This window comes from Cryobacterium sp. 10I5 (assembly GCF_035019865.1).
Classification (GTDB): Bacteria; Actinomycetota; Actinomycetes; order Actinomycetales; family Microbacteriaceae; genus Cryobacterium; species Cryobacterium breve_A.
Window position 1 is genome coordinate 1 of sequence record NZ_JASJVI010000033.1, and the last position, 25,954, is coordinate 25,954.

Consider the following 25,954-nt stretch of genomic DNA (forward strand, 5'->3'; position numbering starts at 1 on the left):
CCCTCCAGAAGGAGCACCACCCGATGTCGATCGTTCTCGGACCCAACCGGTATGGCAAAGCGGAAAACCGGGTTGTGCGCATCTACCGCGACTCGCCGAAGCACGAGATCCACGACATCAGCGTGTCGACCGCGCTGCGCGGAGACTTCGCGCGGGCGCACCTCGCGGGCGACCAGCTGAACGTTCTGCCGACGGATACCCAGAAGCAGACCGCGTACTCCTTCGCCAAGGAGAAGGGGCTGCTCTCGATCGAGAGCTACGGCCTCGACCTCGCCTCCCACTTCGTCGACACGGTCGAGCCCGTGCACACCGCCCGGGTCGAGATCGAGGAGTTCGCCTGGCAACGGGTGCTCATCGACGGCAGCGAGCACAACCACACCTGGGTGCGGCGCGGCCAGGAGGTGCGCACCGCGGCGATCACTGTCGAGGGCATGGGCGCGGACCGGCGCACCTGGGTGATCGGCGGGCTCAAGGACCTCGTGATCCTCAAGTCGACGGGCTCCGAGTTCGCCGGTTTCATGCAAGACCCGTACACGCTCCTGCAGCCGACCTCCGACCGGGTGATGGCGACCTCGCTCACCGCCGGCTGGCGTTTTTCGACGACGGATGTCGACTGGGAAGCCACCTACGCCGGCATCAAGCAGGTGCTCGTCAGCCAGTTCGCGACCGTGCACTCCCTCGCACTGCAGCAGACCCTCTACGAGATGGGCCGGGCGGTGCTCGAGGCGTTCCCCGTTGTCACCGAGGTGCGCCTGTCCGCCCCGAACAAGCACCACTTCCTCTACGACCTCTCCCCCTTCGGCGTGGCCAACAACAACGAGGTCTACCACGCGGCCGACCGCCCGTACGGCCTGATCCAGGCGACCGTGCTGCACGACGACGCCGCGGATGCAGGTCCCGCCTGGGACTCCTACACCGGGCTGATCTAGGTGGTCAGGTTCGTTGCGGGTCCGCCCGTACGATGGCTGTGATGAGCACCTCCGCGCCGGCGTCTGCGGCCACCCCAGCCCCGTCATCCGTTCCCACGCCGCGCATCCACGTCTATCGCGGCCACGTCTTCCACATCGCGGGATCCCCGGTCGTCGCCGACGCCCGGGAGCACCTCGTCTCCCTGCCCGACGGCGCCCTCGTCACCGGTGCAGACGGCAGGATCGCCTGGGTCGGGCCGTTCGCCGAGCTCCCGGCCGGCTTCCGCGACCACCCGGTGACCGACAACCGCGGCGGCTTCATCCTGCCCGGCTTCGTCGACACCCACCTGCACTACCCGCAGACCTACTCGACCGACGCCTACGGCGGCGGGCAGCTGCTCGAGTGGCTCGACAACTGCGTGTTTCCCGCCGAGACCCGGCTGCGGGACCCCGAGTTCGCGGCGCGCATCGCCCGCGACTTCACCCGGCGCCGGGTCGCGGCCGGCACCACGAGCGCCCTTGTTTTCGGGTCGGCCTTCCCGCACGCCCAGGACGCCCTCTTCGCCGAGAGCCAGGCCGCCGGGCTCCGCCTGGTCAGTGGGCGCGGGGTGCAGACCGTCGGGTCGGGCCCTGCCGACGCTCTCCTGACCGGTGAGGCCGAGGCCCTCACCCTGATCGGGGCCGAGATCGACCGCTGGCACGCCGTCGACACCGGCGACCCCGCGACGGCGCTGCTGCAGGTCGCGGTCGTGCCCCGGTTCAGTCTCTCGGTGACGCCGACGACCCTCGCCGGCCTCGGCGAGCTCTACGACGACGCGCGCGAGCGCGGCGTGTACTTCCACTCACACCTCAACGAGAACAACCGGCCCGGCACCGGCGAGATCGACGCTGTGAAGGCGGTGTACGGGGTCGACACCTACCTCGACACCTACGACGGGCTGTTTCTGCCGGGGTCGAAGCGGGGCGGGTCGAGCCTGCTCGGGCGGCGCAGCATCCTCGCCCACGCGGTGCACTGCGAGGATGCCGAGCTCGCCCGCCTCGCGGAGTCCGGCACCTCGGTCGCGCACTGTCCGACCTCGCAGCAGTTCCTCGGCTCCGGCACGATGCCGTGGCTGCGCACCCAGTCCTTCGGCGTGAACGTCGCGATCGGCTCGGACATCGGCGCCGGCGACGAATGGCTGATCTCGCGGGTGCTCAACGACTGCTTCAAGGTGCACCTGTCGGAGCCGGGCGACGCCGGGCTCTCGCTCGACCCGGCCGCGCTGCTCTTCACCGGCACCCTCGCGGGCGCCCGCGCCCTCGACATGGAGGCCCGGTTCGGCAACTTCGACGTGGGCAAGGACGCCGACTTCCTGCTCATCGAACCGGACCGCTGGGAACCGCTTGCGACCGTGCTGAACCGTGGCATCCGGGCGGATGACGAGCGGATGGCCACGGACCAGACCCTCTTCGCCCTGCTGCTCGCGCTCCGCCAGCCCGCGATCACGGGAGTGTTCGTGCGAGGCCGCCGCGTGCTCGCCCCCGAGTAGCGCGCCCCGCCGGCCGGACTCCGCCCCGGCCGCGGGCAACTGTCGCCGTTGCGGACAACTGTTCCCCGTGCGCCGGCCACAGTTGTCCGCATCGGCAACTGTTGATGCCGGCGGTGGCCGGGCGGCACTCGGATGCCGTGGGTCAGGGCTCGGGGTGCTCCTTCTCGAGGGCATTCGCGAGCGCGATGGAGAACGCGGCAACGAGCACGAGGAAACGGATGGTCGCCGTGCCGTCGTTGTGGCCGTTCACGACCATCGCGATCACGTCGAATCCGGACCAGGCCAACGCCACCACTCCGACGCCGGCGAATGCCCGGCTCCCGAGGGCTCGTTCGCGAACGTCACGGTATTCGAAGGTGCTGATGCGGTCCCTGTCCCGTGACGTGGCACGGCGGGCATAACGCGCGACGCCGATCCAGAACACCGCGGCCCCGAGGAGGACGAACGCGCCGGCCACGTTGCCCTGAAGTGCAGCGATGATGGCGCCGATCAGTATGGCGCACGCGATGACCGTGTTGGCCGGTGACACCGGCAGTCTTTCTCGGATCTTGGACACGAGTACCCCCTGAAACACTGGTCGGGCCGGATTTCGGCACGCATCACCACAAGCGCGAACTCATGAGGACACACCAACCTCGCCAGTCTCTCATCCTGCGGTCGGCCCCGCTCACTGTGGCCCCTCCGGACATCTGTTGCCCGCGCTCCGGCACTATTTGTCCGGAGCGGCAGCAGTCACGGTGCCCGGTCGGCGCGGCCGGCGGCGACCGCAAGCCAGCCGCACGGGCCAGCGCAGCGCGCGGGTACCGCAGGCCAGCTGAGCGGGCCAGCGTGGCGCGCGGATGCCGCGAGTCGGCCGCACGGGGCAGCGCACCGCGCGGATGCCGCGGTGGTCAGCTTCGCGGGTCAGCTGCCGCGGTACGTCGAGTAGGCGAAGGGGCTGAGCAACAGCGGGACGTGATAGTGCGCGGCCGGGTCGCTCAGGTCGATGGTCACGGAGATCTCGGGGTACAGGGTCGCCTGGCCGGTGCCGGCGAAGTAGCGCCCGGTGTCGAAGGTGAGGCGGTACCGGCCCGCGGGGAGATCGGCCGGGCCGAGCGCGGAGACCCGGCCGTCGGCATCCGTGCCGGCGCTCGCGAGCACGTGCCAGCCGGACTCAAGCCGCTGCTCGAGCTCGACGGGAACGTCGGCGGCGGGCCGGCCGGACACGGCGTCGAGCACGTGGGTCGTGATGCGGCTTCGGGGAGTCGCGATCGGGGCGTCTGTCGCGGCGACCGAAACGGCCGCTGGAGTTGTCGTGTTGCCGGCGGCCGCCGTCGCGGCGACGACGTCGGCGACGACGCTCGCGACGAGGCCTTCGGAGTCAGGCGAGTCGGGGGCCCCTGCCCGCGCGGCCCGCTCGGCGGCGAGGCGTTCCGCAACGGTTCCGGCGAGTGTGGCCAGCCGGAGCAGGGCGATGTCCCGCAGTTCGGTGCCGACGATCTTCAACTCGGCGGCGTCGTCGAGCGCGAGGCGCCGGTGCAGTTCGGCGAGGATCTCGGTGCGCGACCGGCCGGCGGCGCGGATGAGGAAGACCCGGCCGAAGCGTTCCTCGTACGCCCGGTTGCCTTCGGCAATCGCCGCGGCGAGGGTGGAGTCCGCGGCATCCGCTGAGGACTGCTCGCTGCGAGAGAACCGCGCGGCCTGCGAGTCTCCACGCGGGGTCTCACCGATCCGCGGGTGCGCGGACAGCGCTTCGTCGATCTCGCTACGGCTGAGCGGTGTCGCGGCCGTACGGGCGGCAGCGAGCAGGGCGGCCGCCGACTCGAACGGCGACTGCGACGCGACCTCATCGACCCAGCGGGGTACGGCCAGGCAGGTCAGGAGCGCCTCGCGAAGCTCAGGTGTCGACATCCTCTTCATGGCAGTTCTCCTCGTCCTGCTCCAGCCTAGAGTGCCCGTGGCGACAGCGCATACGATGGCGGGCATGATGAATACAGACGCAGCGCGCGACCGGGCGGATGCGGGGAAAGCCCCGGTCGCGGGGCTTGTGCTGGCCGCGGGGGCCGGTTCCCGGTTCGGGCAGCCGAAGGCGCTCGTGCGCGGGGCCGACGGTGTTCCGTGGCTCGTGCGGACGGTCGGCGTGCTCCGCGCGGCGGGCTGCTCACCCGTCATCGTCGTGCTCGGAGCCGAGGGTGCCGCGGCCGCAGCGCTGCTCGCCGAGGCGGGCCCGACCGACCCGACGACGGTCGTCGCGTACGCCCCCGACTGGGCCGAGGGGCTCTCGGCCTCCCTTCGCACGGGGCTCGAGGCGGCGCTCCGCGTCGCCGGTGACCCCGTCGCCGTCGCGGTCGTTCCCGTCGACGTCCCCGACCTCGACGCCGCGACGGTGGCGCGGGTGCTCGACGCTGACGCTGGCGTGACCCCGGACAGCCTGAGGCAGGCCGTTTTCGGCGGCCGACCGGGGCATCCGGTGCTGATCGGGCGCACGCACTGGGAACCGCTGCGGGTGCAACTCACGGGCGACACCGGGGCGCGTCCCTATCTGCTCGCCCACGGCGTGCTCCCGGTCGAGTGCGGCGACCTCACGACGGGCGCCGACGTCGACACCCTCCCCGGCGTGCCCGAGGCATAACTCCGGCAAATTCCGGGCCCGCCGACACGAACGCCCGGAGACACGGGGTCACCGCAGGGACTGTTTGCGCGAGCCCTCAGAATGTGCAGGAGTTATGCCGACGAGACGGACGGGTAGTCTGCAGCGAGGGCTCGGACGGCGGCTTCGAGAGCGTCAACGGCGAGAGCGACGTCGGCCGCGGTCACCGACTCGTCCGGGTGGTGGCTGATCCCGCCGGCACAGCGTACAAAGAGCATGCCGACGTCGGTGATCGCGGCGATCGCCATCGCGTCGTGACCGGCGATCGAGGGCAGCTCGCGCGGGGCCGGCTCGGTCGGTGCCTCCGCGCCGGAGTCCGACCCGACCTCGCCGTGCCGTGCCGCGACCGCTTCGGTCGAGCGGATGCCGGCCGCAATCGCCGCACGCAACCGCGGTGCGCAGGCCACGGCGGCCGCCTCGTGCACCTGGTTGCTGTCGAGGTGGAGGACGCGGGTGGCGCAGATGTCGGTGAGGGCGGCCTCGATCAGGGTCCAGCCCCGGTCGCGGTCGGCGTCGTCCGGCGCGCGCAGGTCGAGGCTGAACTCGACCTTCCCTGGGATGACGTTGACGGCATCCGGAAACACCTTCAGGTGGCCGACCGTCGCGGTGAGGCCCTCGGTGCGGGCGATGCGCTCGATCGTCGTGATGCACTCGGCAGCACCGGCGAGGGCGTCTCGGCGGCGGGACCACGGGGTCCCGGAGTGCCCGGCGGCCCCGGTGACCGTCAGCAGGAAACGGCGGGCACCGGCGATTCCAGTGACGACGCCGAGGGCACGGTTCTCCTCCTCGAGCACGGGTCCCTGTTCGATATGGGCCTCGAGGTAGCCGACGAGCTCCTGGGGCGCGCGGGCGGCGTCGCCGACCTTGGCAGGGTCGAGTCCGAAGGCGAGGAATGCCTCGCGCAGGCTCACGCCGCCCTCGTCACAGAGGTCCCACCAGGACTCGAGCCAGGTGCCGGCCACGGCCCGGCTGCCGAGCAGGGTGGTGCCGAAGCGGGTGCCCTCCTCGTCGCCGAATGCCGCGATCTCGAGGGCGAACGGCAGCGGGCGTCCAGAGGCGGCGATCCGCCCGGCGACCGTGATGGCCACGAGCACACCGAGGATGCCGTCGTAGCGTCCCGCCGCGCGCACAGTGTCGAGGTGCGAGCCGAGCAGCAGGGCCGGGAGCCCGCGGGTGCGGCCGGAGAGCCGTGCGCACTGGTTCCCGGCGGCATCCTGCCAGGTGGTGAGACCCGCTGCGGTCATCCAGCCGGCGACCCGGTAGTTGACGGCGGCGTGCTCCGCCGAGAGGTACGTCCGCTCGATCCCCTCGGTGAGGGACGAGTGCCGGGCGAGCGCGTCGCACCGGGCCAGGATCACGGCCGCGTCGGCATCCGACACGCTCGGCACCGCGGTCGTCATGAGAGCACCACGGCATCGTCGGTCGCGGCAGCGACGCGATCCGCGTCGAGATCGGCAGTCCCGGCAGGCGGCTCGGCAGCAGCGTCCCGGTCGGCGTCGGCGTACAGGTCCCAGGCCGCGCCGACTCCCCCGCCGCCGGTGACGGATGCCCCCGCGCGCCGGAGCACCTGTTCGAGCGCCGCGAGGGTGGTCAGCACGGTGTCCTTGCGGGCGTTGTAGCCCATCACGCCGATCCGCCAGACCTTGCCGTGCAGCGGACCGAAGGAGGTGCCGATCTCGATGCCGAAGTCGTCGAGGAGCGTGCCGCGCACCGCGTCGCCGTTGACGCCGTCGGGAATCAAGACCGCGACGACGTTGTTCATCCGGTGGGCCGGGTCGCCGAAGACGGAGAGTCCCAGCCCGTGCACTCCCGCGAGCATCGCCGAGCCGTGCAGCCGGTGCCGGGCGACGGCGTTCCCCATGCCCTCGTCGACGAGGAGGCGCGCGCACTCCCTTGCGCCGTACAGGGCGGTCGTGGCCTCGGTGTGGTGGTTGAGCCTGCGGGGACCCCAGTAGTCGAAGAGCATCGCGAGGTCGAAGTAGTTCGAGCGGATCCGGTTGGACAGCACCGCGTCCCCGGGCTCGCGGATGCCGGCCTCGATGCTCCGTCGGGATTCGATCACCTCGACGGCGCGGGGCGAGAATGTGGCCGGCGCGGAACCGGACGGCCCGGCGAGGCACTTCTGCAGGCCGGCGGTGACGGCGTCGAGGCCCCAGGCATCCGCTTCGAAGGTGTTGCCGGCGAGCGAGGCTGTCACGTCGGTGTAGAAGAGCACGCCGTGCCGGGCGCAGATGTCGCCGAGCTCGTCGAGCGGCTGGGCGAGGGTCGTCGAGGTGTCGCCGTGCACGATCGCAAGCAGCGTCGGCCGGGTCTCGATGATCGCCTGTTCGATCGCGGCCGGTGTGAAGACGGTGCCCCACGGCACCTCGCGAACGTGGACCTCTGCGCCGACCCGTTCGGCGATCTCGCGGAGCAGGTGCCCGAAACGCCCGAAGATGGGCACGAGCACCCGGTCGCCCGGCTGGATCAGCGAGACGAGGGCGGCTTCGATCCCGGCGCGCGCGGTGCCGTCGATCACGAGGGTCTGTTGATTGCCGGTGCGGAATACGTCGCGGTACAGGCCCATCGTTTCGGTCATATACCCGGTCATCGCCGGGTCGTACTGGCCGACGAGTTGGGCGGACATGGCGCGCAGCACCCGTGGGTCCGCGTTGATCGGCCCCGGCCCCATCAGCAGGCGCTGCGGCGGGTTGATCGGAAGGCTCGGAACGGTTGTCGACTGCAGCGGATACGTCACACGACCAGCTTAGGCACGCAGCGTTTCGGTGGTGTTACTCCTGCCCCATCCACCAGTTAGTCAGGGATTCCGTTGGCTCAGCCCTCGAGCCCCTCCGCGAGCCCTGCGGCCAGGTCGAGGAGGGCGAGGTCGGAGTAACGCGGTCCGACGAGGCTGAGCCCCAGTGGCGCGCCGCCGACGACGAGTCCGGGCATGGACACCGACGGGTAGCCGCCGATCCCGGCAAGGCAGGTCATCGAGAGCGTCGCGGCACGGACCCGTTCGATCTGGGCGCCCGATGCGCTCCTCGCCGGCGCGGTCGACGAAGCCGCGGGGAGCAACAGGATCCGGCCGTCGAGCGCGGCGTCGAGCCGGTCCCTGGCCTCGGCGAGATCGCTCCGGTGACCGGCCTCCTCGTCAGCGTCGATGAGTGAGGCGAAGGCGAACCGGGACCGCACATCGGGGCCGAGTGTGCCGGGATGGGCGTCGACCCAGTCCCCGTGGCTGCGCCAGGCCTCGGCGGCCTGCACGGTGCGGAAGGTCTCGAAGAGGTCGGCGAGGGGGTCGATCGTGACGATGTCGACCGGTTCCGGCAAGTACCCGCCGCGCTCGAGGCGGTCGATCGCCTCGACGAAGGCGGCCTGCACGTCCTCTTCCGCCGCGAACACCAGCTGCCCGCAGACGACGAACCGTGCGGCAACGGGCAGTTGCCGCTCAGGGTCGAGCGAGGTGGCCGCCGCCGACACGAGCAGTCCCGGCGTCCTGGCGAGCCACCCTACGGTGTCGAACGAGGGCGCGAGCGGGAGAACACCCCCGAGGCTCACCGACCCGTGGCTCGTCCTCAGCCCCCAGAGGCCCTGGTAGGAGGCGGGAACCCGGATCGACCCCGCGGTGTCGGTCGCGAGGCCGAGGTCCGCCTGCCCGAGGGCGACCGCTGCGGCAGGGCCGCTCGACGAGCCGCCCGGCAGCCCGCCGGGGACCCGCGGATTCGGCGGGGTCCCCGAGTGCACGTTGGTCCCGGCGATGCTGTACGCGAATTCGTCCGTCTGGGCGATGCCGATCACGCTCGCACCGGCCCCGAGGAGTGCCGTCACCGCCGGGGCGCTCTCGGTCGCAGCGGTGCCGCTTCGCAGATAGTCGGGGTTGCCGGCTCCGACTGCGAATCCGGCCACCTCGAAGAGGTCCTTGACCGCGACCCGCACGCCCGCGAGTGCTCCACCGCTCTCGCCGGCGAGCAGCGGGGTTCCGACGACCCGCCAGATGCTCGGGTCGACCGCGGGTGCGGATGCCGCGACCTGCGCGGCCTCGATCTGCCAGCCGGCCGCGGTTCGGCTCCAGAGCTGCGTCACGATTCCGGCCCCGCCGGCCACGGGCGCGTTCTCCGCGACGATCAGGGCGTGCTCTGTCCCGATGGCCCGCACGTGCAGCGAGCGGATTCCGCGGCGCACGACCCCGGGGCGGGAGGCGCGGAATCCGGCGATCGCCTCGCTCCCGACGAGCAGCCCGGTCGCATCGCCGCGGAGGGCGTGCGGCCCGGGCACGAAGAACCCGGCGAGCGCCTCGTGGTCATTGGCAGCGAGCGCGTCCTCGTAGGCCTCGAAGGCGGCGAGCAGTCCGCCCGGAAGCTCCCCCGTGATCGAGGTGGGCAGAAGCGGCGGCGCGGCAGCCGGGAGCCCGGTATCTGCAAGCGCTACGGCCTGAAATGCGTTGTCCGCGGGCGTCACGGCCGGGAGTGCGGCGTCCGCAGGCGTGGCTGCGGGGACAGCGGCCGGGACGAGCGAACCGGTCCCCGGGGCGTCGAGCGGCCGGGTCGTCTGCTCAGGCACCGAAGTCCGCCGTCCGGATGCGGGCGTGCACGCCCGTGACCCTGTCGACGACCTGGGAGATGTTGAAGTCGGTCGCCGCGCTCAGGTAGGCGTACGCGAGGGTCGGGTCCATGCCGTATCGCGCCCCGAGCAGGGCGATCGCGGCGCGCACACAGGCGCGCATCGCTTCGTCGAGGTCGGGGTCGAGCCCGGTCGGCACGAGGAACTCGCCCGTCTCGGCGAGCGGACCGGTCAGGTCGCCGAAGAGCGCCGCCGCCTCGTCCGCCGGAATGACGTCGAAGCGGATGCGCACCCGCAGGCTGGCCTCGAGTGCAGTCAGCGCCACCTCGCCGTCGCCCTGCGCGAAGTGCGGATCGCCCACGTAGGCGAGCGCGCCCGGCACCTGGACGGGCAGGTACAGCGCGCTGCCGACGGTGAGCAGGCTGATGTCGAGGTTGCCGCCGTGCGCGCCGGGCGGGACGGAGTGCGGCCGGGTGTCTCCCGCGACGCCGACGCCCATGATGCCGAGGAACGGGTCGAGCGGGAAGCGCACGACCCGGTCGCCGCCGGGAACCAGCGGGAGGGTGCCGAAGAGCGCCCCGGCAGCCGTCCCGAAGTCGGGATCGGTGTCGACCTCGGTGAACACGGAGACCGTTCCCGGTCCGATGGGGTACTCGCCGGGCAGGGCCCCCCGGCCGTGGCGACTCGAGATGACGCCGTAGGGCACCCGGGGGGTCGCCTCGAGCAGGGTCATCCGGAGCAGGTCGCCCGGGAGAGCCCCGCGCACCTCGATCGGTCCGGTCACGACGTGTGGGCCGTCTGCCTCAGCATCCCGCGGGTAGTCGCTCGCGGCGAGCGCGACGGCATCCGTCAGGACATCGCCCGCTGCGACGCCGTGGCCGCCGAAGAAGGCGAGCGGGTCCCTGCCCTGGTCCTCGAGCAGTCCCTCGTGGCTGAGAGTGTCGATCGTGACGACGTCACCTGATCCGATCGAGAGCACCGCGGCATCCGCTGCACAGGGCAGGCGCCCCCAGAGCACGGTCTGCGGCGTGGCCGGCAGGTAGTGCCCGGGCGCGATGCTCCCCATGCCGGGCTGTAGTACGACGTACGACATGGGAGCCTTCCAGGTGCGCGGAAACAAGACGTGGTGCTTCACACTATTGGTGCCTCGCGCTCGAGGCTATCTCCCGTTTGCGTGCCATTCGGCCAGCCGGTACGTTTCAGGTCACTGTTGACACGATCGACGTGAGTCTTACCTCCAGGAAACATAAGCAGCAGTCCCTGTCCCGAAGGATCACCGTGCTCGAGAAGCTCCGCCGCCATCCCGCGAACCTGCACCTCGGCCTCATGCTCGCGCTGACGTTCTCGACCGGTCTGGCGGATGCCGTCGGGTACCTCGGCCTCGACAAGGTGTTCACCGGCAACATGACGGGAAACGTCGTCATCCTCGGAATGGCCCTCGCCGGCGCGAGCAACCTGCCCGTGCTCGGCCCGCTGCTCGCCCTGTTCACCTTCATGCTCGGCGCCGCCATCGGCGGACGGGTGCTGCGGCCCGTCGCGATCGGCTGGACGACCCACGCGACGGTGCTGTTCGCGGTGCAGGGTGCGATCATGGCCGGACTGGCGGTCGCCCTGTTCCTCGGCGGCGGGCATCCGCCGCAGCCCTTCGACCTGGCGATCACGAGCCTCCTCGCGGCGATGATGGGGCTCCAGGCCGGCGTCGCCCGGCACATCGGGGTCAAGGACGTCACGACGGTCGTCGTGACTTCGACGATCACGGGACTGGCCGCCGACTCGCGGCTCGGCGGCGGCAAGGGCCAGCCGTGGTTCCGCCGGGTGGCCGCGATCCTGCTGATCTGCGCGGGCGCCTTCGTGGGAGCCCTCCTTCTCACGGTGCACATCGGCTGGGGCGTCGCCCTGTCTGCCGTGATCACGCTCGTCGTCGCGGCGCTCGGGCATGCGGCCGGGCGCCCGCACCACGCGCTCGAAAACAGAGTGGGTGTATGAGTTTCCGGCCACGGTGGCGGGAAGGACCCCCGGCATGTGAGGCTTAACCGGTGCCGAAGACTTTTGAAAAATCGGACCTGCGTGAAGCCGTCTCCCTCGACCGCCCCTGGGTCACCATTGTGTGGGACGACCCGGTCAACCTGATGTCCTATGTGTCCTACGTGTTCCGCAGCTACTTCGGGGTCGCCGCAGAGAAAGCCGAACGCCTGATGCTGCGGGTGCACAACTCCGGCAAGGCGGTCGTCGCAACAGGGAACCGCGAGTCGATGGAACGCCACGTCGAGGCGATGCACGACTTCGGGCTCTGGGCCACCCTCTCCCGCGGGGACTCCTGATGCTCTTCACCCGGGACCCGGCCGGAACAGTGTCCGCGAGCTTCGAATCCGTCGAGCTCGGACTGCTCAGGCTCGCCGCGAGCCAGCTGATCGAGCTCCTGCTCGCCGCGGAGACACACGCCCTCGGAACCAGCGCCGACCCGGCCCTCCGCCGCCTGCTCCCCGACGCCTACCCTGACGACGCCGAGGCGTCCGCCGAATTCCGCCGTTTCACCTCGGGAGACCTCCTCGACCGCAAACTGGGCAACGCCCGCGTAGTGCTCGCGACGCTCGGCGAGGAGCCGCTCGACGAGATCGCCGACGGGCCCCTCGAACCCCTCCTGGACGACCGCTTCGAGGTCGCGCCGACGCCGATCGCGCTCGACGCCGTCGGCGTGCAGTCGTGGCTGCGCACGCTCACCGACCTGCGGCTCACCCTCGCCGAGCGCCTCCAGATGTCCCCGGAGGGCGAACAGCACCTCGACGCCGACGAGGCTCCGCTACTCAGCAGCATCTACGAGTGGCTCGGCATGGTGCAGGAGTCCCTCGTCTACGCCATCGACCGCTAGGCCATAGACCGCTGGCCCCGCGACCGCTAGCCCGCGACCGTCAGGCGATTGCTACAGGGAGAGCTTCGAAGGCGGAGAGCGCCTCGTAGGCCCGGCGCGGGCCTGCGCCGCCCCGCAGCGACGTGCTGAGCGCGTCGAGCCGCGCCCGGTCGGGTGCCGCGAGCGCGAGCACCGACCGGAGCGCGTCGAGGAGTTCCGTCGCCGACGCCGTGTTGGGTGCGAGCGAGAGCCCGAACCCGGCCGCCTCGACGGCTTCTGCCCCGGCGAACTGGTCGGTCGAGAACGGCAGCACGAGCAGCGGCACCCCGGCGGTCATCGCCTCGGTCACGCTGTTGTTCCCACCGTGCGTCACGGCGACCGCCGCGGCATCGAGCAGGGCCACCTGCGGCAGGAAGCCGCGCACGAGCCAGGAGTCCGGGATCTCCCCAAGGTCAGCGGGATCGGTCGACCCCGTCGCGAGGGCGACCCTGACGGAGAGCCCGCGGAGGGCATCCGTGACGCGGGCGAGCACGTCGCCGCGCACCGACAGGAAGCTCCCGAAGCTCACGTAGACGAGCGGGCGGTCGTCGGAGGCCGCGCGTGACGCGGCGAGCCAGGCCTCGACCTCGGGATCGCGGGCCTCGGCGCGCACCGCCGACCCGAGGAACACGTGCTCCTGAAGCAGCGCCGTCCGGGCGGGTGCGTGCAGTTCGGCCGGATAGTTGAGCATCAGCACGTCGCCGGATTCGGTGAAGGCGTCGCGGCTCGGCTCGGCCGCCGGGTCGAGTTCGAGGAGGGCGGCGTTCCACTGGGCGGTGAAGGTGTCGCGCACCGCCTCGCAGGTGCTGAGCAGCCCGGCGAGGTCGTCGGGCTCCGGCGAGAACGCGTCGGGCCAGGCGGACGGGAAGCCGTAGACCTCCTCGCCGACCGGCAGGGCGGTCGGGTGCCCGAGCACGACGTCGGCGTGGCGGATGCCGGCGCTCACCAAGGCGAGGCGGGCGCTGAAGGCGAGGTGGTCGACGATGATCTGGTCCGGGCGCACCTCGGCGACGATGCGCTGCACCTCGCGGGCGATCTCGACCGGGTTCCAGAGCAGGTCGTTGCTGCGTGCCTCGGCCTGGAACTGCAGGGTCTGCACGAGTCCGAGCCTCGTCGCGGCGAAGAAACCCCGGAGGGCGTCGTCCTCACCGCTCGGCTGCTGTTCCGCCCGGATCGTTCCGGGGTTCGAGCCTCGGCCGAGCTGCAGGTTCACCCGCTCGAAGCCGAACTCGGCGACGATTCCGGCCGTCGCGGGGCCGCTCGCGACGACGACCCGTTCCCCCGCGGCCTGCCAGGCCGTGCCGAGGGTCGCGAGCGGGAACAGGTGCGAGGCGTAGTCGGGGCTGATGATGAGCAGGGTCATGAGGCGCTCAGCGTCCAGGTCGAGGCGAGTCCCCGGCCGTAGCCGTTCGCCGCCTCCGCCCGGAGGCGCTCGTGCGCTTCGGCGACGTCGCGGTAGACCCCGGAGAGGGTCATGGCCATCGCCTGGATCGTGAAGGATCCGGAGACCATGGCCATGGCGCGCTCGGCGAACTCGGGGCCGAAGGGCCCGGCTGCGAGCTCGAGGGCCTCACGCACTCCCCCGGCGAGATCGGCCGGATTCCCGGTGTCGACCAGGAACCCGGTCACGCCCTGCTCGACGTAGGTGGCCGGTCCCCCGCCGTTCGGAGCGACCACGGTGAGGCCCGCGGCCATCGCCTCGAGGAGCGCGATGCCGAACTCCTCCTTCATGCTCGCGCAGACGTACACGCCATTGGCCGCGGCGAGGCCGGTGCGGCCGAGGCGAGTGGCGGCGAGCCAGCGGGCGACGGTGTCGTTCGAGCGGTGGCCGGCAAGCAGGAGACCGGCGTGGGCGGCCTCGCCGAGCGGGACAGCGGCGTGGATCCTGTCGAGCTGTTCGGCCTCGTCGGGAGTGGGGTTCGCGAAGTCGCCTCCGACGATCAGGAGGTTGCAGCTGGCCTGGAGCGCAGGGTCGGCCGCCCAGGCTTCGACGAGGGTCGCCATGCCCTTGACGCGATGCAGCCGCCCGACCGTGATCGCGAGCGGCAGTGCGCGGCGCTCGGGCGGGAGGGTTGCGAGGAGATCGTCGAGCTGGCCGAGGGCGACGGCGCCCTCGACGCTCATCTGCGCGGGGACCACGGACGCGGGCACGGCGGCGGCGGCGTCGGGCAGGGGTTCGGCATACGCCGCGGCCACGGCGGCCTCCGCCGGAGTGCCGTCGCTCGCCCTGGCGTCGACGAGCGACGCCTCGATCACGGCGATGTCGATGCCCTCTGCCACGATCGAGTGCCGTTCCGGGTGCTGCGTCACGTCGATGCCGACGAGCTCACGCAGGTCACGCTCGAGGTCGGGACGGGGGAAGAGAACCGTGTGGGCGGCATCCGCTGCGAGGCGCTGCACGAGCCGGACACGGAACCAGAAGTGCTCGCCCGCATCGACCGTGCCGAACGTGGCGCGGGTGAGGGCGCCGGCGGACTCGAGCGAGCGGATGAGGCTGTGCGGGTCTGGCGCGACGGTGAACACGACCGGGATGTCGAGTTCCCTCGCGACCGTCGACGCGGCGAGGGTGCCGACGTCCGCCATCCGCAGGTGGATCGCGTCGACCGGGCCCGCGGCGCGGAGCACCCGGCGGATGCCGCGCTGGGTCGCGATCCGGCGCGACCAGGCGTCTGCGGAGGCGACGGGCTCGCCGAGGAACGGGACCGTCGCGAAGGCGTGGCCGGACAGTGTCGACGCCACCTCGGGCAGGCAGTCGAGTGCGGAGGCGAAGCCGCCGCGGGAGAGGGTGAGTACCCGGCCGACATCGCCGGCAGCACTGTCGGCATCGCTGGCGGCGTGGCCAGCGACGAGTGCGTCCCCGAGCCGGACGAGGAGGGTCGCGATGCCGCCGTTGTCGCCGGAGCCGACCCGGGTCAGCGCTCCGTCGATGTCGGCGTGCAGGAACAGCTGGGCGACGGTCGTTCCGCTGCTCCACGGTGCCCGCGGGTAGCTCGGCACGGTCAGGTCGATCACGGCGAGCCTGGCAACCTCGGCGAGGACCCCGCTTCCGGCGGCCAGGCCGGTGACGATCCGGAGGCCGGTGTCGCCGGAACCGACCCCGGAGCCGATCCCTGTTCCGATTCCCGTGCCGGCGCCCGAGAGGGAGCCGGGGGCGGCATCGGCGAGGCCCCGGTCGCCGATCGCGGCGATCGCCGCAGCCCGCACCTCGGTCGCCTCGGCCGGGTCGACGGCGATCTGGAAGAGCATGCGTTCCGGGATGCGCCCCGAGATCTGGCCGATGGTTTCGACCAGTCGGGAACGGGCGCCCGGCTCGGTGACTCCGAGCAGAGCGCCCTCGACAGCGAGGGCGACGGGACCCGCGACGGCCGCGCTCCATTGTTCGAGGGTGCGCTGGGCGATCATCCCGGCGAAACCGCCGTCGATGACCATCCCGAGGAGAGGCGCGACCGCGTCGAAGCGAGGCAGGCGGGCGCTGAAGGCCCAGGCGGCGTGCTCGCGGAGGAAAAGCTGCTCATGCCCGAGGAGGGAGACGAGGACCTCGTCGGCGGTCTCGTCGAAGACCTGGGCGAGGGCGTGCACGGCGGCGATCGCGGTGACCTGGTCTGCGGGATCGACGGCGGCGTCGGCGAGCAGGCGAACGGCCCGGCTGCCGCCGTCCCGGCTCGCGGCGACCGTGAGGTCGTCGGCGGCCATGATCGTGGCGAGGATCGAGTCCGCGTTCCGGAGTGAATCCAGTGTGCTCTGTGTTCCCATGGTCGAACTCCCTGTCTGCCGGGGATGCCGCGGCTGGTGTCGGCCGATGGGCCGAGAATGACCCGTTGGGTCAGGACAAAAGCCCCGTTATGATTCAACGCCACTTTTCTGGTTGCCGCGCCCGTCAGGGCTGGGAATCACCCGAGAGGACGCCGCATGGTTCACAGACCCTCCGGCGGCGGCCGTTGTGCCGGTGCGCAGTCAAAAGGAGCATCATGGATTTCATGACACGTCACGCCCCGATCCAGGACATCAACGAAGACTCCCTCGTCGTGAAGAAGCCGAAGACCAGCGCGGCGGGCCTCGAAGCCGTCGTCGTCGCGCTCGAGCGCGGCGTCGCCCAGGCCGGGATCGGCCGCACCACCCGGGCCCTGCTCCGACTCAACCAGCGCGACGGGACCGACTGCCCCGGTTGCGCCTGGCCGGAATCGCAGGGTCACCGCAAGACCGCCGAATTCTGTGAGAACGGCGCGAAGGCCGTCGCGGAGGAGAGCACCGTACGCCAGGTGACCCCGGCATTCTGGGCGGAACATTCGATCGCCGAACTCGCGACCAAGACCGAGTACTGGCTCGGCAACCAGGGCCGTATCACGCACCCCGTCGTCATCCGCCCCGGCGACACGCACTACTCGCAGATCTCCTGGAACGACGCGTTCGAGCTGATCGGCGCGCAGATCCGCGCGACGACCCCCGACCGCACCGTCTTCTACACGTCTGGCCGGACCGCGAACGAGTCCGCGTTCCTCTACCAGCTGTTCGCCCGCTCGATCGGCACGAACAACCTGCCGGACTGCTCGAACATGTGCCACGAGTCCTCCGGCTCGGCGATGAACGCGACGATCGGCATCGGCAAGGGCACCGTCTCCCTCGAGGACATCCACCACGCGGAACTCATCCTCGTCGTCGGCCAGAACCCCGGCACCAACCACCCCAGGATGCTGTCGGCGCTCAAGGAGTGCAAGGACAGCGGCGGGAAGGTGGTCGCGGTCAACCCCCTGCCCGAGGCCGGGCTGTTCAACTTCAGGGACCCGCAGTCCGTCTCCGGCCTGATCGGTGACGGCACCGCGCTCGCCGACGAATACCTGCAGATCAAGGTCGGCGGGGACCTCGCCCTGTTCCAGGCCCTCGGCCACCTGCTCCTCGAGGAGGAGAAGCGGGTGCCCGGCTCCGTCGTCGACCAGGCCTTCGTCGACGCCAACACGCAGGGAATCGAGGAGTACCGGGCCGCGCGCGGCGAGATCGACTGGGAGGAGACCGAGAAGGCGACCGGGCTCTCCCGGCTGCAGATTGCCGTCGTCGCGAGCATGCTCGTGGCGTCGAAGGCCACGATCATCTGCTGGGCTCTCGGACTGACCCAGCAGCCGCACTCGGTCAACACGCTCAAGGAGATCATCAACCTGCTCCTGCTGCAGGGCAACTTCGGCAAGCCGGGCGCGGGCGCCTGCCCGGTGCGCGGACACTCGAACGTGCAGGGCGACCGCACGATGGGGGTCTGGGAGAAGCCGAAGGAGGCCTTCCTCGCAGCGGTCGACACCGAGTTCGGCATCGTCAGCCCGCGCGAGCACGGCCTGGACTCCGTGGCGACGGTCGAGGCCTTCGAGAACGAGGACGTCGACGTGTTCGTGTCTCTCGGCGGCAACTTCGCCCTCGCCTGTTCGGACACCGCCAAGCTCGAGGCCGCAATGCAGCGGGTCGGGCTCACGGTGCACATCTCCACGAAGCCGAACCGCTCGCACGTGATGCACGGGCGCACCTCGCTGATCCTGCCGACCCTCGGTCGCACCGACACCGATGACAAGCACCCCGGCGGCCGCCAGGTGCTCTCCGTCGAGGACTCGATGTCGGTCGTGCGCACGACGCAGGGCCGCCTCGACCCGGTGTCGGAACATCTGCTCGCCGAACCGGTCATCGTCGCCCGGATGGCGAGCGCGACCCTCGGCACCGACCACCCGGTCGACTGGAAGGCGATGAGCGAGGACTACGACCTCATCCGCGACCACATCTCCCGGGTGATCCCCGGGTTCACCGACTTCAACCGGAGGCTGAAGACGAAGAACGGCTTCGTACTGCCGAACCCGCCCCGCGACACCCGCAGCTTCGCGACCGACATCGGTCGCGCCCGGTTCACGGTCAGCCCCCTCGAGTACCTGACCCCGCCGGCCGGGCACCTCATCCTTCAGACCATCCGCAGCCACGACCAGTACAACACCACGTTCTACGGCCTCGACGACCGCTACCGAGGCATCTCGAACGGGCGCAGGGTCATCCTGATCAACAAGGACGACGTCGTCGAGCTCGGCTTCCACGACCGCGACCTCGTCGACGTCATCAGCACCTTCCGTGGTGAGGAACGCCGCGCGGATGAGTTCCGGCTCGTGGTCTACCCGACCCCGCGCGGCTGCGCAGCTGCGTACTTCCCCGAGGCGAACGCGCTCATGCACCGCGAACTCGTCGCCCGCGAGTCGAACACCCCCGGCTACAAGGCCATGGCCGTGCGTTTCACCGCCCACGAGCCCGCCCCGGTCCCGACGAAAGGTTAGGACGCGGGGCCGAGCACCACGCGGAGCATGCCGGTGAAGGCCGCTCGTTCGGCGCCGAGCGGGGTGAAGAAGCGTCGGTCGACCGCTTCGACGGCCGCGTTCGCGCGGGCGGCGAGCTCGGCTCCGGCCGGTGTCGCCCGAAGTGCCTTTGCCCGGGCATCCGTCGGGTGACTCCGCCGTTCCACGAGGTGCTTCCGTTCCAGGGTGCGCAACACCTGGGACGTCATCATCGGGTTGGTGCCGGCGTGGCGCGAGAGCTCGCGCTGGGTGGTCGGCCCGTCGGCGTCGAGCCACGCGAGCGAGGCGAGCAAGACGAACTGCACGTGTGTCAGGTCGAACGGCCGGAGTGCGGCCCGCTGGGCAGCCTGCCAGGCGTTGGTGACGCGCCACAGCATCAGTCCGGTGCTGTCCTCCGCGGACGCGAACTCGCTTTCGAGCCCGTTCTCCTCGGCGTCCGGCATCAACGCGCAGGGTCTGCAGGGTCTGCAGGCTCCGCGGATGCCTCGGCGAGCGCGAACAGCCCGGCCATCGCCTCAGGGAAGTCCGCACTGATCTCCGGGCCGAGCCCCGGCCCGATCTCGTCAGCGTCCTGCCCGGTGATGACGAGTTCGTGGGTGACCCGCGTGCCGCCGTCGCGGGGTGTGAACGAGTGCCGGAACGTCAGCACGACGTCGCCGAATGTGGTCTCGTCGGCATACCGTTCGTTCGGGGCCAGTTCGATGATGCGGGACCGGAAGGTGTCCTGCCCGACCGGAGTCACGCTCAACTCCGTGCCGACGGTGAAGGCCCCGTCCATCTCGAAGACGTCGCCACCCGCGGCCGCGGCGACCCCGGTGTGGATGTCCCGGAACGCCGCCCAGACCGCGGCGGGTGTGGCGCTGGTGTCTGCCGTGTACTCAGTTCTCCACATGAGGTGACCTCTCGTTCGCAGCTGCCCCGCGAATCGAAGCAGTTAGTATGCGCACATACTAATTCGGCGCTACGGAACCGGCAAGGGCCGCTGGGGCAGGACTCGCAGCACCCTCGGCACCGGCGACATCGTCCGCTGCGCGCCCGCCACCGCCGGTGATCCGTTCGGCGCCCGCGTAGATCACCATGGAGTCGCCGCGCAGGAAGCCGACGAGGGTCATGCCCACGTCCGTTGCGAGTTCCGCTGCGAGCGAGGACGGCGCGGAGACCGCGGCCAGCATCGGGATGCCGGCCATCGCGGCCTTCTGGACGAGTTCGAAACTCGCCCGGCCGGAGACCTGGAGCACGGTTCCACGCAACGGCAGCCGGTTCTCCTTGACCGCCCAGCCGATCACCTTGTCGACGGCATTGTGGCGCCCGACGTCCTCGCGCAGCACGAGCAGTTCCCCCGTGACGGCGTCGAAGAGCCCGGCCGCATGCAGGCCGCCGGTCTTCTCGAAGACGGTCTGGCCGGCCCGGAGCACGTCCGGGAATGTGGTGAGGAGTTCGGCGTCGAGGAGGACGGGGTCGTCTGAGACGGTGAAGGCCGACCGGGTGCGCACCGCGTCGATATTCGCCTTCCCGCAGAGACCGCACGCGCTCGTGGTGAGGAAATTCCGTTCCAGGCTCGGGTCGGGGGCGGCGACGCCGGGCGCAAGGCTCACGTCGAGAACGTTGTAGGTGTTCTCACCGTCAACGGTGGCGCCGGCGCAGTAGCGCGCCGCGAAGAAATGCTCGCCGCGGCTGATCACGCCCTCGGAGACCAGGAAGCCCGCGGCCAGATCATAGTCGTTGCCGGGTGTGCGCATCGTCACCGCGAGCGACGTGCCGTTCACGCGGATCTCAAGCGGCTCCTCGACGGCGAGCACGTCTTCCCTGGTGGTCCTGCGGCCGCCGACGGTGAGCCGGACAACCTTTCGTCGTGCCGTGATTCGTGTCATTGTTGCTGGTCACCCTCCGATGTACGACATCTCGATCTTCTTCTTGCCGGATGCCCGCAGCTCCCTCGTCTTCGCGCTCCGCAGGTCCGAGTACCGGTCGGTCCGCTCTCGCCAGATCGACGCCATGGCCGCGGACAGCTCGTCGTCCGTGGCGCCGCCGCGGAGGAGCGCACGCAGGTCGTGTCCCTCCGTCGCGAACAGGCACGTGAAGAGCTTGCCGTCTGTCGACACCCGGGCGCGCGAACAGGTCGAGCAGAACGACTGCGTCACGCTCGAGATCACTCCGATCTCCCCGCTGCCGTCGCGGTAGCGCCAGCGCGCTGAGGTCTCCCCGGTGTAATTCGGGGCGACCTCCTCGAGGGGCAGTTCGGCGCCGATCCGGGCGATCACCTCGCTGGAGGGCACGACGGCACCCATCTCCCAGCCGTTGCTCGACCCGACGTCCATGAATTCGATGAAGCGGAGGATGACCGGGGTGCCCTGGAAGTGCCGCGCCATCGCGACGATGTCCCCGTCGTTCTGGCCGCGCTTGACGACCATGTTGACCTTGACCGGGCCGAGCCCGACGTTCGAGGCGACCTCGATGCCGTGCAGGACCTTCGCGACCGGGAAGTTCACGTCGTTCATGGCCCGGAAGGTCGCGTCGTCGAGGGAGTCGAGGGACACCGTGACCCGGCGGAGCCCGGCGTCCTTCAGTGCCTGCGCCTTGACCGCGAGTGCTGAGCCGTTGGTGGTCAGGGCGATGTCGATGGGCCGGCCGTCCGGGGTGCGGAGCGCCGAGAGCTGGGCGACGAGGTCTTCGAGGCCGCGACGCAGCAGCGGCTCCCCGCCGGTCAGCCGGATCTTGCCGACCCAGTGCGCGACGCTCACCCGGGCGAGCCGGGTGATCTCCTCGAAGGTGAGCAGTTCGTCCCGCTCCATGAAGGCGAAGTCACGGCCGAAGACCTCCTTCGGCATGCAGTAAACACAGCGGAAGTTGCACCGGTCCGTGACCGAGATCCGCAGGTCGTGCAGCGGCCGGCCACGGGTGTCCGTGAGTGTCGGGTTTCCGGTCATACGCTCCACCCTAATCTTCTGTCACCCTGGCCCAGCGACACGGATGCCCGGCCAGGGCGGCCCTGGCCGGGCATCCGCTCGACACGGTTGCGGTTACGTCACTGATTCACTACTTGACGTAACCGTTCGGGTTGAGCACATATTTCACGGACTTGCCGGCGTCGAACTCGGCGTAGCCGCGCGGCGCGTCCTCGAGGCTGATCGCCTGGGCGTTGACGGCCTTGGCGATCTGCACCTTGTCGTTGAGGATCGCCATCATGAGCTGGCGGTTGTACTTCATCACCGGGCACTGGCCCGTCGTGAAGGACAACGACTTCGCCCAGCCGAGGCCGAGCCGGATCGAGAGCGACCCGACCTTCGCGGCCTCGTCGACCCCGCCCGGGTCACCCGTGACGTACAGCCCGGGGATGCCGAGCGCACCACCGGCCGCCGTGATCGTCATGAGCGAGTTGAGCACCGTCGCCGGACGCTCCTCCCCCGCGGCCTGGCCGTGCCCGCGGGCCTCGAAGCCGACCGCGTCGACGGCGCAGTCGACCTCTGGCACACCGAGGATCTGCTCGATCTGGTCCTGCGGGTCGCCCTTGCGCAGGTCGACCGTCTCGCAGCCGAAGCTGCGGGCCTGGGCGAGCCGCTCCTCGTTGAGGTCGCCCACGATGACGGCGGCCGCTCCGAGCAGGTGCGCGGAGGCCGCAGCCGCAAGGCCGACGGGTCCGGCACCGGCGACGTAGACCGTCGACCCGACGCCGACATTGGCGCTCACCGCCCCGTGGAACCCTGTGGGGAAGATGTCCGAGAGCATGGTCAGGTCCATGATCTTCGCGAGCGCCTGGTCACGGTCCGGGAACTTCAGGAGGTTCCAGTCCGCATACGGCACGAGAACGTACTCGGCCTGGCCGCCGACCCAGCCGCCCATGTCGACATAGCCGTATGCGCTGCCGGGGCGGTCGGGGTTGACGTTCAGGCAGATCCCGGTCTTGCGCTCCTTGCAGTTGCGACAGCGACCGCAGGAGATATTGAACGGGACCGACACGATGTCGCCGACCTTGATGAACTCGACATCGGGCCCGGTTTCGACGACCTCTCCGGTGATCTCGTGCCCGAGCACGAGGTCGGCGGGGGCTGTCGTGCGCCCGCGCACCATGTGCTGGTCCGAGCCGCAGATGTTGGTGCTGACCGTGCGGAGGATGACCCCGTGCGGTACCTTCCGGCCGACATTGGCCGGGTTGACGCCGGGCCCGTCCTTCAGTTCGAAGGTGGGGTAGTCGATGTCGATGACCTCGACGTGCCCCGGGCTCTTGTAGGCAACTGCTCTGTTCCCTGTCATTACATACCTTCCTAGGTTCTGCCTTGTTCCTCTGGACACGACCACTTCGGTCGTGCGAGATTGCAGTCTTGCTAGTTGGTGCGCTGTGGGGGTGGTGCGGCACACTCTGGTGCCGTCTTCGACGAAACACCCATCGGCGGGGGATATCAAGGGGGTGGCGAAGACTCTGGGCGGATGCGGATGCGCGGGCAGCCGGGAGCGCCTAGCGTAAGGGGCATGGCCCTTCCTCCCCTTGTCGAACCCGTCGCCCGGCTCACCCCGACCGAATCCGTGCGCACCGCCCGCCAACGCCGCCTGCCGCAGCTCGACGAGCTCGGCCAGCGTCGCCTCGCGAACGCGAAAGTGCTCGTGCTCGGCGCGGGCGGCCTCGGCTCCCCTGCCCTGCTCTACCTGGCGGCGGCCGGGATCGGCACGATCGGCATCGTCGACGGCGACGACGTCGAGCCGAGCAACCTGCAGCGCCAGATCGTGCACGGGCAGGCGGATGTCGGCCGTCCGAAGGTCGTGAGCGCCGCGGAGTCCATCGCGGCCATCGCGCCAGCGGCTGTCGTCATCCAGCATTCCGAGCGACTCGACCACGGCAACGCCCGCGCGCTCATCTCCGGGTACGACCTCGTGATCGACGGCACAGACAACTTCCCGACCCGGTTCCTCGTGAACGACGTCAGCGCCGAACTGGGGAAGCCGCTCGTCTGGGCATCCGTGCTGCGCTTCGACGCCCAGCTCTCGGTGTTCTGGGCCACCCCGCCCGCAGGGAGCGGCGTTGCGGGCGTGCAGCTGCGGGACCTGTTCCCGAATCCGCCGGCAGAGGGCGAAGTGCCCAGTTGCGCGGAGGCCGGTGTGCTCGGCGCCCTGTGCGGGCAGGTCGGTTCGCTGATGGCGACAGAGGCCATCAAGCTCATCGCCGGCATCGGCGCACCGTTGATCGGGCGGGTACTCGTGATCGACGCCCTCTCCGGGCGGTTCACCGAAGTACCCCTCGTCGGCGGAGATCCGGAAGGGCACGCGCGGGCCGCCCGGGAGGCCGCAGAGACGGCCGCCTCGGCCGAGGCCGTCAGCGGGCCTGCCGCCGTCCGTGCCTGGCCGACGCTGTCCCCGGCCGAGCTCGTCTCCCGTCTGGCCGCGCGCGCACACGGCGCGGACGACTTCATCGTCCTCGACGTGCGCGAGCCGGGAGAGCACGCCGAGAGCGCCGTCCCCGGCTCGCTGCTGCTCCCCCTCGACCAGCTGCGCAGCCCAGAGGGCCTCGCGTCGATCCCCCGGGACTTGCCTCTCGTGCTGCACTGCGCACAGGGGCCGCGCGCCCGGAGCGCCGCTGCCGTGCTCGCCGCCGATGGCTTCACCGACCTAACCCTGCTCGAGGGCGGGATCATCGCGTGGGACGCCGCCGTCGCCGAGGGCTCGGCGCCCGGGTCAGGAGAGAAGTGGTCCACCCAGTGGTCGGGGACCTGGTCTCCGGAGTGGTCCCTCGAAGCGCGGAGCTGACCGTGGTCGGACCGGAGGACGGCCAGGCCCGGCCCCATGACCACGCGAGGCGCGGCGGGCACGCCGACGCGGCATCCGCCCGCCCGGTGGCCGAGCATCTCGACTGGATTCTCGCGCAGCTGCCCATTCTCGAGCCCGTCCGGGTGCCGCTCGACCATGCGCTCGGGCTCGCCCTCGCCGAGCCGGTCACGAGCGCGACGGACACCCCGCCGTTCGACAACTCCGCGATGGACGGGTACGCCGTGCGGCGCGCCGACCTGCTCGCCGCAGGCCCCGGGAGCCCGATCGTGCTGCCGGTGGTCGCCGATCTCGCCGCCGGCACCGCGCAGAACCCGCGCATCGACGCCGGGCAGGTCGCCCGCATCATGACCGGGGCGCCGATCCCCGACGGGGCGGATGCCGTCGTACCGATCGAGGACACCGACCGGGGCATCGACCGGGTCGGTATCCTCAGGGCGCCGGAGCCGGCCGCCCACATCCGCAGGGCCGGCAGCGATGCGGCGGCCGGTGACACCGTGCTGCGGGCAGGCACGACGCTCTGGCCGACCCGGATCGCCGCGGCCGCGAGCGCCGGCCGGGCGGAGCTGCTCGTGCACCCGGCGCCCCGCGTCGCCGTGATCTCGACCGGCGACGAACTCATCGTGCCGGGAACCCCCGCGCGGCGCGGCCAGATCCCCGACTCCAACTCGTACCTGCTCGCCGCCGCTGTGGCCCAGGCCGGCGGCGTCGTGCACCGGATCGGGGCGGTGCGTGACAACGAAGAGTCGCTGCGCACCGTGCTCGACTCCCTGATCGGCACGGTCGACGCGATCATCCTCTCCGGAGGCGTCAGCGTCGGGGCGTACGACGTCGTCAAGGCCGTGCTCGCCCCGCTCGGCATCTGGTTCGGCCCCGTGCGGATGCAACCGGGCAAGCCCCAGGGCTTCGGCCGTTTGCCCGCAACCGGTACCGGCAGCAGTACAGGCACCGCCAGCACCAACGCCGGCGCCAACGACAGCAGGATCGGCAACCGCAGCGCGACCGGGGACACGGTCGCAGCCGGAAGCGCAGCACCCGGTCCGATCGTGTTCGCCCTGCCCGGCAACCCGGTCAGCGCATTCGTCTCTTTCGAGGCCTTCGTGCGCCCGGCGCTCCTGTTCATGGGCGGCCACGGCACCACCACCCGTCCGATGGTCACGGGGACCGTCGCCCGCGGCTGGAGCTCACCCGCTGGACGGCAGCAATACATGCCCGTCGTCTGCGAACGCCGTGACCAGGAGACCCTCGTCTGGCCCGCCACCTCCGGCGGTTCCGGCTCGCACCTCGTCGCCGGGCTCGGCCAGGCCGAGGGCCTCGCCATCGTCCCGGAGGACTGCGACACCGTGGCGGAGGGCGACCTGCTCCCGGTCATGCTGGTGATATGAGTCATGCTG

Annotated in this window: 22 protein-coding genes; 9 read left to right on the forward strand and 13 right to left on the reverse strand. The window is 70.8% G+C overall.

Features of this window, described 5'->3' with window-relative positions:
* The first annotated feature begins 23 nt into the window (after positions 1-23).
* On the forward strand, positions 24-929 hold the full coding sequence (gene pucL, locus QN350_RS10180; RefSeq protein ID WP_322139596.1) for a factor-independent urate hydroxylase: 906 nt from the start codon (positions 24-26) through the stop codon (positions 927-929).
* Positions 930-970: 41 nt separating this feature from the next.
* Positions 971-2,437 carry an amidohydrolase family protein gene (locus QN350_RS10185; RefSeq protein WP_322139595.1) on the forward strand — a complete coding sequence of 489 codons (1,467 nt, stop codon included), beginning with the start codon at positions 971-973 and terminating at the stop codon, positions 2,435-2,437.
* 142 nt (positions 2,438-2,579) lie between these two features.
* Here QN350_RS10185 and QN350_RS10190 read toward each other — a convergent pair whose 3' ends face one another.
* Positions 2,580-2,993: a hypothetical protein gene (locus tag QN350_RS10190; RefSeq protein WP_322139594.1), complete on the reverse strand. Its 414-nt coding sequence runs from the start codon at positions 2,991-2,993 to the stop codon at positions 2,580-2,582.
* Between the two features lie 347 nt (positions 2,994-3,340).
* Positions 3,341-4,336 carry a 2-oxo-4-hydroxy-4-carboxy-5-ureidoimidazoline decarboxylase gene (uraD, locus tag QN350_RS19995; protein ID WP_416173031.1) on the reverse strand — a complete coding sequence of 332 codons (996 nt, stop codon included), beginning with the start codon at positions 4,334-4,336 and terminating at the stop codon, positions 3,341-3,343.
* Between the two features lie 64 nt (positions 4,337-4,400).
* On the opposite strand from uraD, the gene QN350_RS10205 reads away from it, so the two are divergent.
* Positions 4,401-5,048, forward strand: a complete 648-nt coding sequence (locus tag QN350_RS10205; protein ID WP_323503670.1) for a nucleotidyltransferase family protein — start codon at positions 4,401-4,403, stop codon at positions 5,046-5,048.
* Between the two features lie 92 nt (positions 5,049-5,140).
* Here the strand turns inward: QN350_RS10205 and QN350_RS10210 are convergent, their stop codons facing one another.
* From QN350_RS10210 to QN350_RS10225, 4 genes are all read right to left on the reverse strand, one after another.
* Positions 5,141-6,466, reverse strand: a complete 1,326-nt coding sequence (locus QN350_RS10210) for an allantoate amidohydrolase (RefSeq protein ID WP_322139592.1) — start codon at positions 6,464-6,466, stop codon at positions 5,141-5,143.
* Entirely contained in the window at positions 6,463-7,737 is a 1,275-nt protein-coding gene (locus QN350_RS10215; RefSeq protein ID WP_322140407.1) for an alanine--glyoxylate aminotransferase family protein, read from the reverse strand. Before QN350_RS10215 ends, QN350_RS10210 begins: the two co-directional genes overlap by 4 nt.
* A gap of 143 nt (positions 7,738-7,880) precedes the next feature.
* Entirely contained in the window at positions 7,881-9,608 is a 1,728-nt protein-coding gene (locus QN350_RS10220) for an AtzH-like domain-containing protein (RefSeq protein ID WP_322139591.1), read from the reverse strand.
* Positions 9,601-10,701, reverse strand: coding sequence for an acetamidase/formamidase family protein (locus tag QN350_RS10225; protein WP_322139590.1), 1,101 nt, complete (start codon positions 10,699-10,701; stop codon positions 9,601-9,603). The genes QN350_RS10220 and QN350_RS10225 overlap by 8 nt, the downstream gene beginning before the upstream one ends.
* Positions 10,702-10,886: 185 nt before the next feature.
* On the opposite strand from QN350_RS10225, the gene QN350_RS10230 reads away from it, so the two are divergent.
* From QN350_RS10230 to QN350_RS10240, 3 genes are read left to right on the forward strand one after another with little or no spacing between them, the layout of a single operon-like run.
* The gene (locus tag QN350_RS10230) at positions 10,887-11,594 is read left to right on the forward strand and encodes a YoaK family protein (RefSeq protein WP_322139589.1); all 708 of its coding nucleotides are present in this window, start codon (positions 10,887-10,889) and stop codon (positions 11,592-11,594) included.
* A gap of 50 nt (positions 11,595-11,644) precedes the next feature.
* Positions 11,645-11,929, forward strand: coding sequence for an ATP-dependent Clp protease adapter ClpS (gene clpS / locus QN350_RS10235; RefSeq protein WP_322139588.1), 285 nt, complete (start codon positions 11,645-11,647; stop codon positions 11,927-11,929).
* A complete protein-coding gene (locus tag QN350_RS10240; protein WP_322139587.1) occupies positions 11,929-12,477 on the forward strand; it encodes a DUF2017 family protein in 549 nt (182 codons plus the stop codon). The genes clpS and QN350_RS10240 overlap by 1 nt, the downstream gene beginning before the upstream one ends.
* A 40-nt stretch (positions 12,478-12,517) precedes the next feature.
* On the opposite strand, the gene QN350_RS10245 is transcribed toward QN350_RS10240, so the two are convergent.
* Together QN350_RS10245 and QN350_RS10250 are read right to left on the reverse strand one after the other, a co-directional pair.
* Entirely contained in the window at positions 12,518-13,858 is a 1,341-nt protein-coding gene (locus tag QN350_RS10245) for a glycosyltransferase (protein ID WP_322139586.1), read from the reverse strand.
* Entirely contained in the window at positions 13,855-16,248 is a 2,394-nt protein-coding gene (locus QN350_RS10250; RefSeq protein WP_322139585.1) for a glycosyltransferase, read from the reverse strand. The genes QN350_RS10245 and QN350_RS10250 overlap by 4 nt, the downstream gene beginning before the upstream one ends.
* A 224-nt stretch (positions 16,249-16,472) precedes the next feature.
* Here QN350_RS10250 and QN350_RS10255 point away from each other — a divergent pair, with 224 nt between their 5' ends.
* On the forward strand, positions 16,473-18,788 hold the full coding sequence (locus QN350_RS10255) for an FdhF/YdeP family oxidoreductase (protein WP_416173070.1): 2,316 nt from the start codon (positions 16,473-16,475) through the stop codon (positions 18,786-18,788).
* On the opposite strand, the gene QN350_RS10260 is transcribed toward QN350_RS10255, so the two are convergent.
* The 5 genes from QN350_RS10260 to fdhA all read right to left on the reverse strand — a co-directional run bounded on the left by QN350_RS10260 (position 18,785) and on the right by fdhA (position 23,057).
* Positions 18,785-19,249 carry a MarR family winged helix-turn-helix transcriptional regulator gene (locus tag QN350_RS10260; RefSeq protein ID WP_323516338.1) on the reverse strand — a complete coding sequence of 155 codons (465 nt, stop codon included), beginning with the start codon at positions 19,247-19,249 and terminating at the stop codon, positions 18,785-18,787. The two genes, QN350_RS10255 and QN350_RS10260, sit on opposite strands and share 4 nt — an antisense overlap.
* On the reverse strand, positions 19,249-19,698 hold the full coding sequence (locus tag QN350_RS10265; protein WP_281534672.1) for an SRPBCC family protein: 450 nt from the start codon (positions 19,696-19,698) through the stop codon (positions 19,249-19,251). The genes QN350_RS10260 and QN350_RS10265 overlap by 1 nt, the downstream gene beginning before the upstream one ends.
* A 58-nt stretch (positions 19,699-19,756) precedes the next feature.
* The gene (gene fdhD, locus QN350_RS10270) at positions 19,757-20,677 is read right to left on the reverse strand and encodes a formate dehydrogenase accessory sulfurtransferase FdhD (protein ID WP_322139582.1); all 921 of its coding nucleotides are present in this window, start codon (positions 20,675-20,677) and stop codon (positions 19,757-19,759) included.
* Positions 20,678-20,686: 9 nt separating this feature from the next.
* Positions 20,687-21,733, reverse strand: coding sequence for a GTP 3',8-cyclase MoaA (gene moaA / locus QN350_RS10275; protein ID WP_322139581.1), 1,047 nt, complete (start codon positions 21,731-21,733; stop codon positions 20,687-20,689).
* Between the two features lie 109 nt (positions 21,734-21,842).
* Positions 21,843-23,057, reverse strand: coding sequence for a formaldehyde dehydrogenase, glutathione-independent (gene fdhA, locus QN350_RS10280; RefSeq protein WP_322139580.1), 1,215 nt, complete (start codon positions 23,055-23,057; stop codon positions 21,843-21,845).
* 216 nt (positions 23,058-23,273) lie between these two features.
* Between fdhA and QN350_RS10285 the strand changes: the two genes are divergently transcribed.
* Positions 23,274-24,542 carry a ThiF family adenylyltransferase gene (locus tag QN350_RS10285; protein WP_322139579.1) on the forward strand — a complete coding sequence of 423 codons (1,269 nt, stop codon included), beginning with the start codon at positions 23,274-23,276 and terminating at the stop codon, positions 24,540-24,542.
* Complete coding sequence (gene glp, locus QN350_RS10290; protein ID WP_322139578.1) at positions 24,482-25,945, forward strand: gephyrin-like molybdotransferase Glp; 1,464 nt, start codon at positions 24,482-24,484, stop codon at positions 25,943-25,945. The genes QN350_RS10285 and glp overlap by 61 nt, the downstream gene beginning before the upstream one ends.
* Positions 25,946-25,954: the final 9 nt, after the last annotated feature.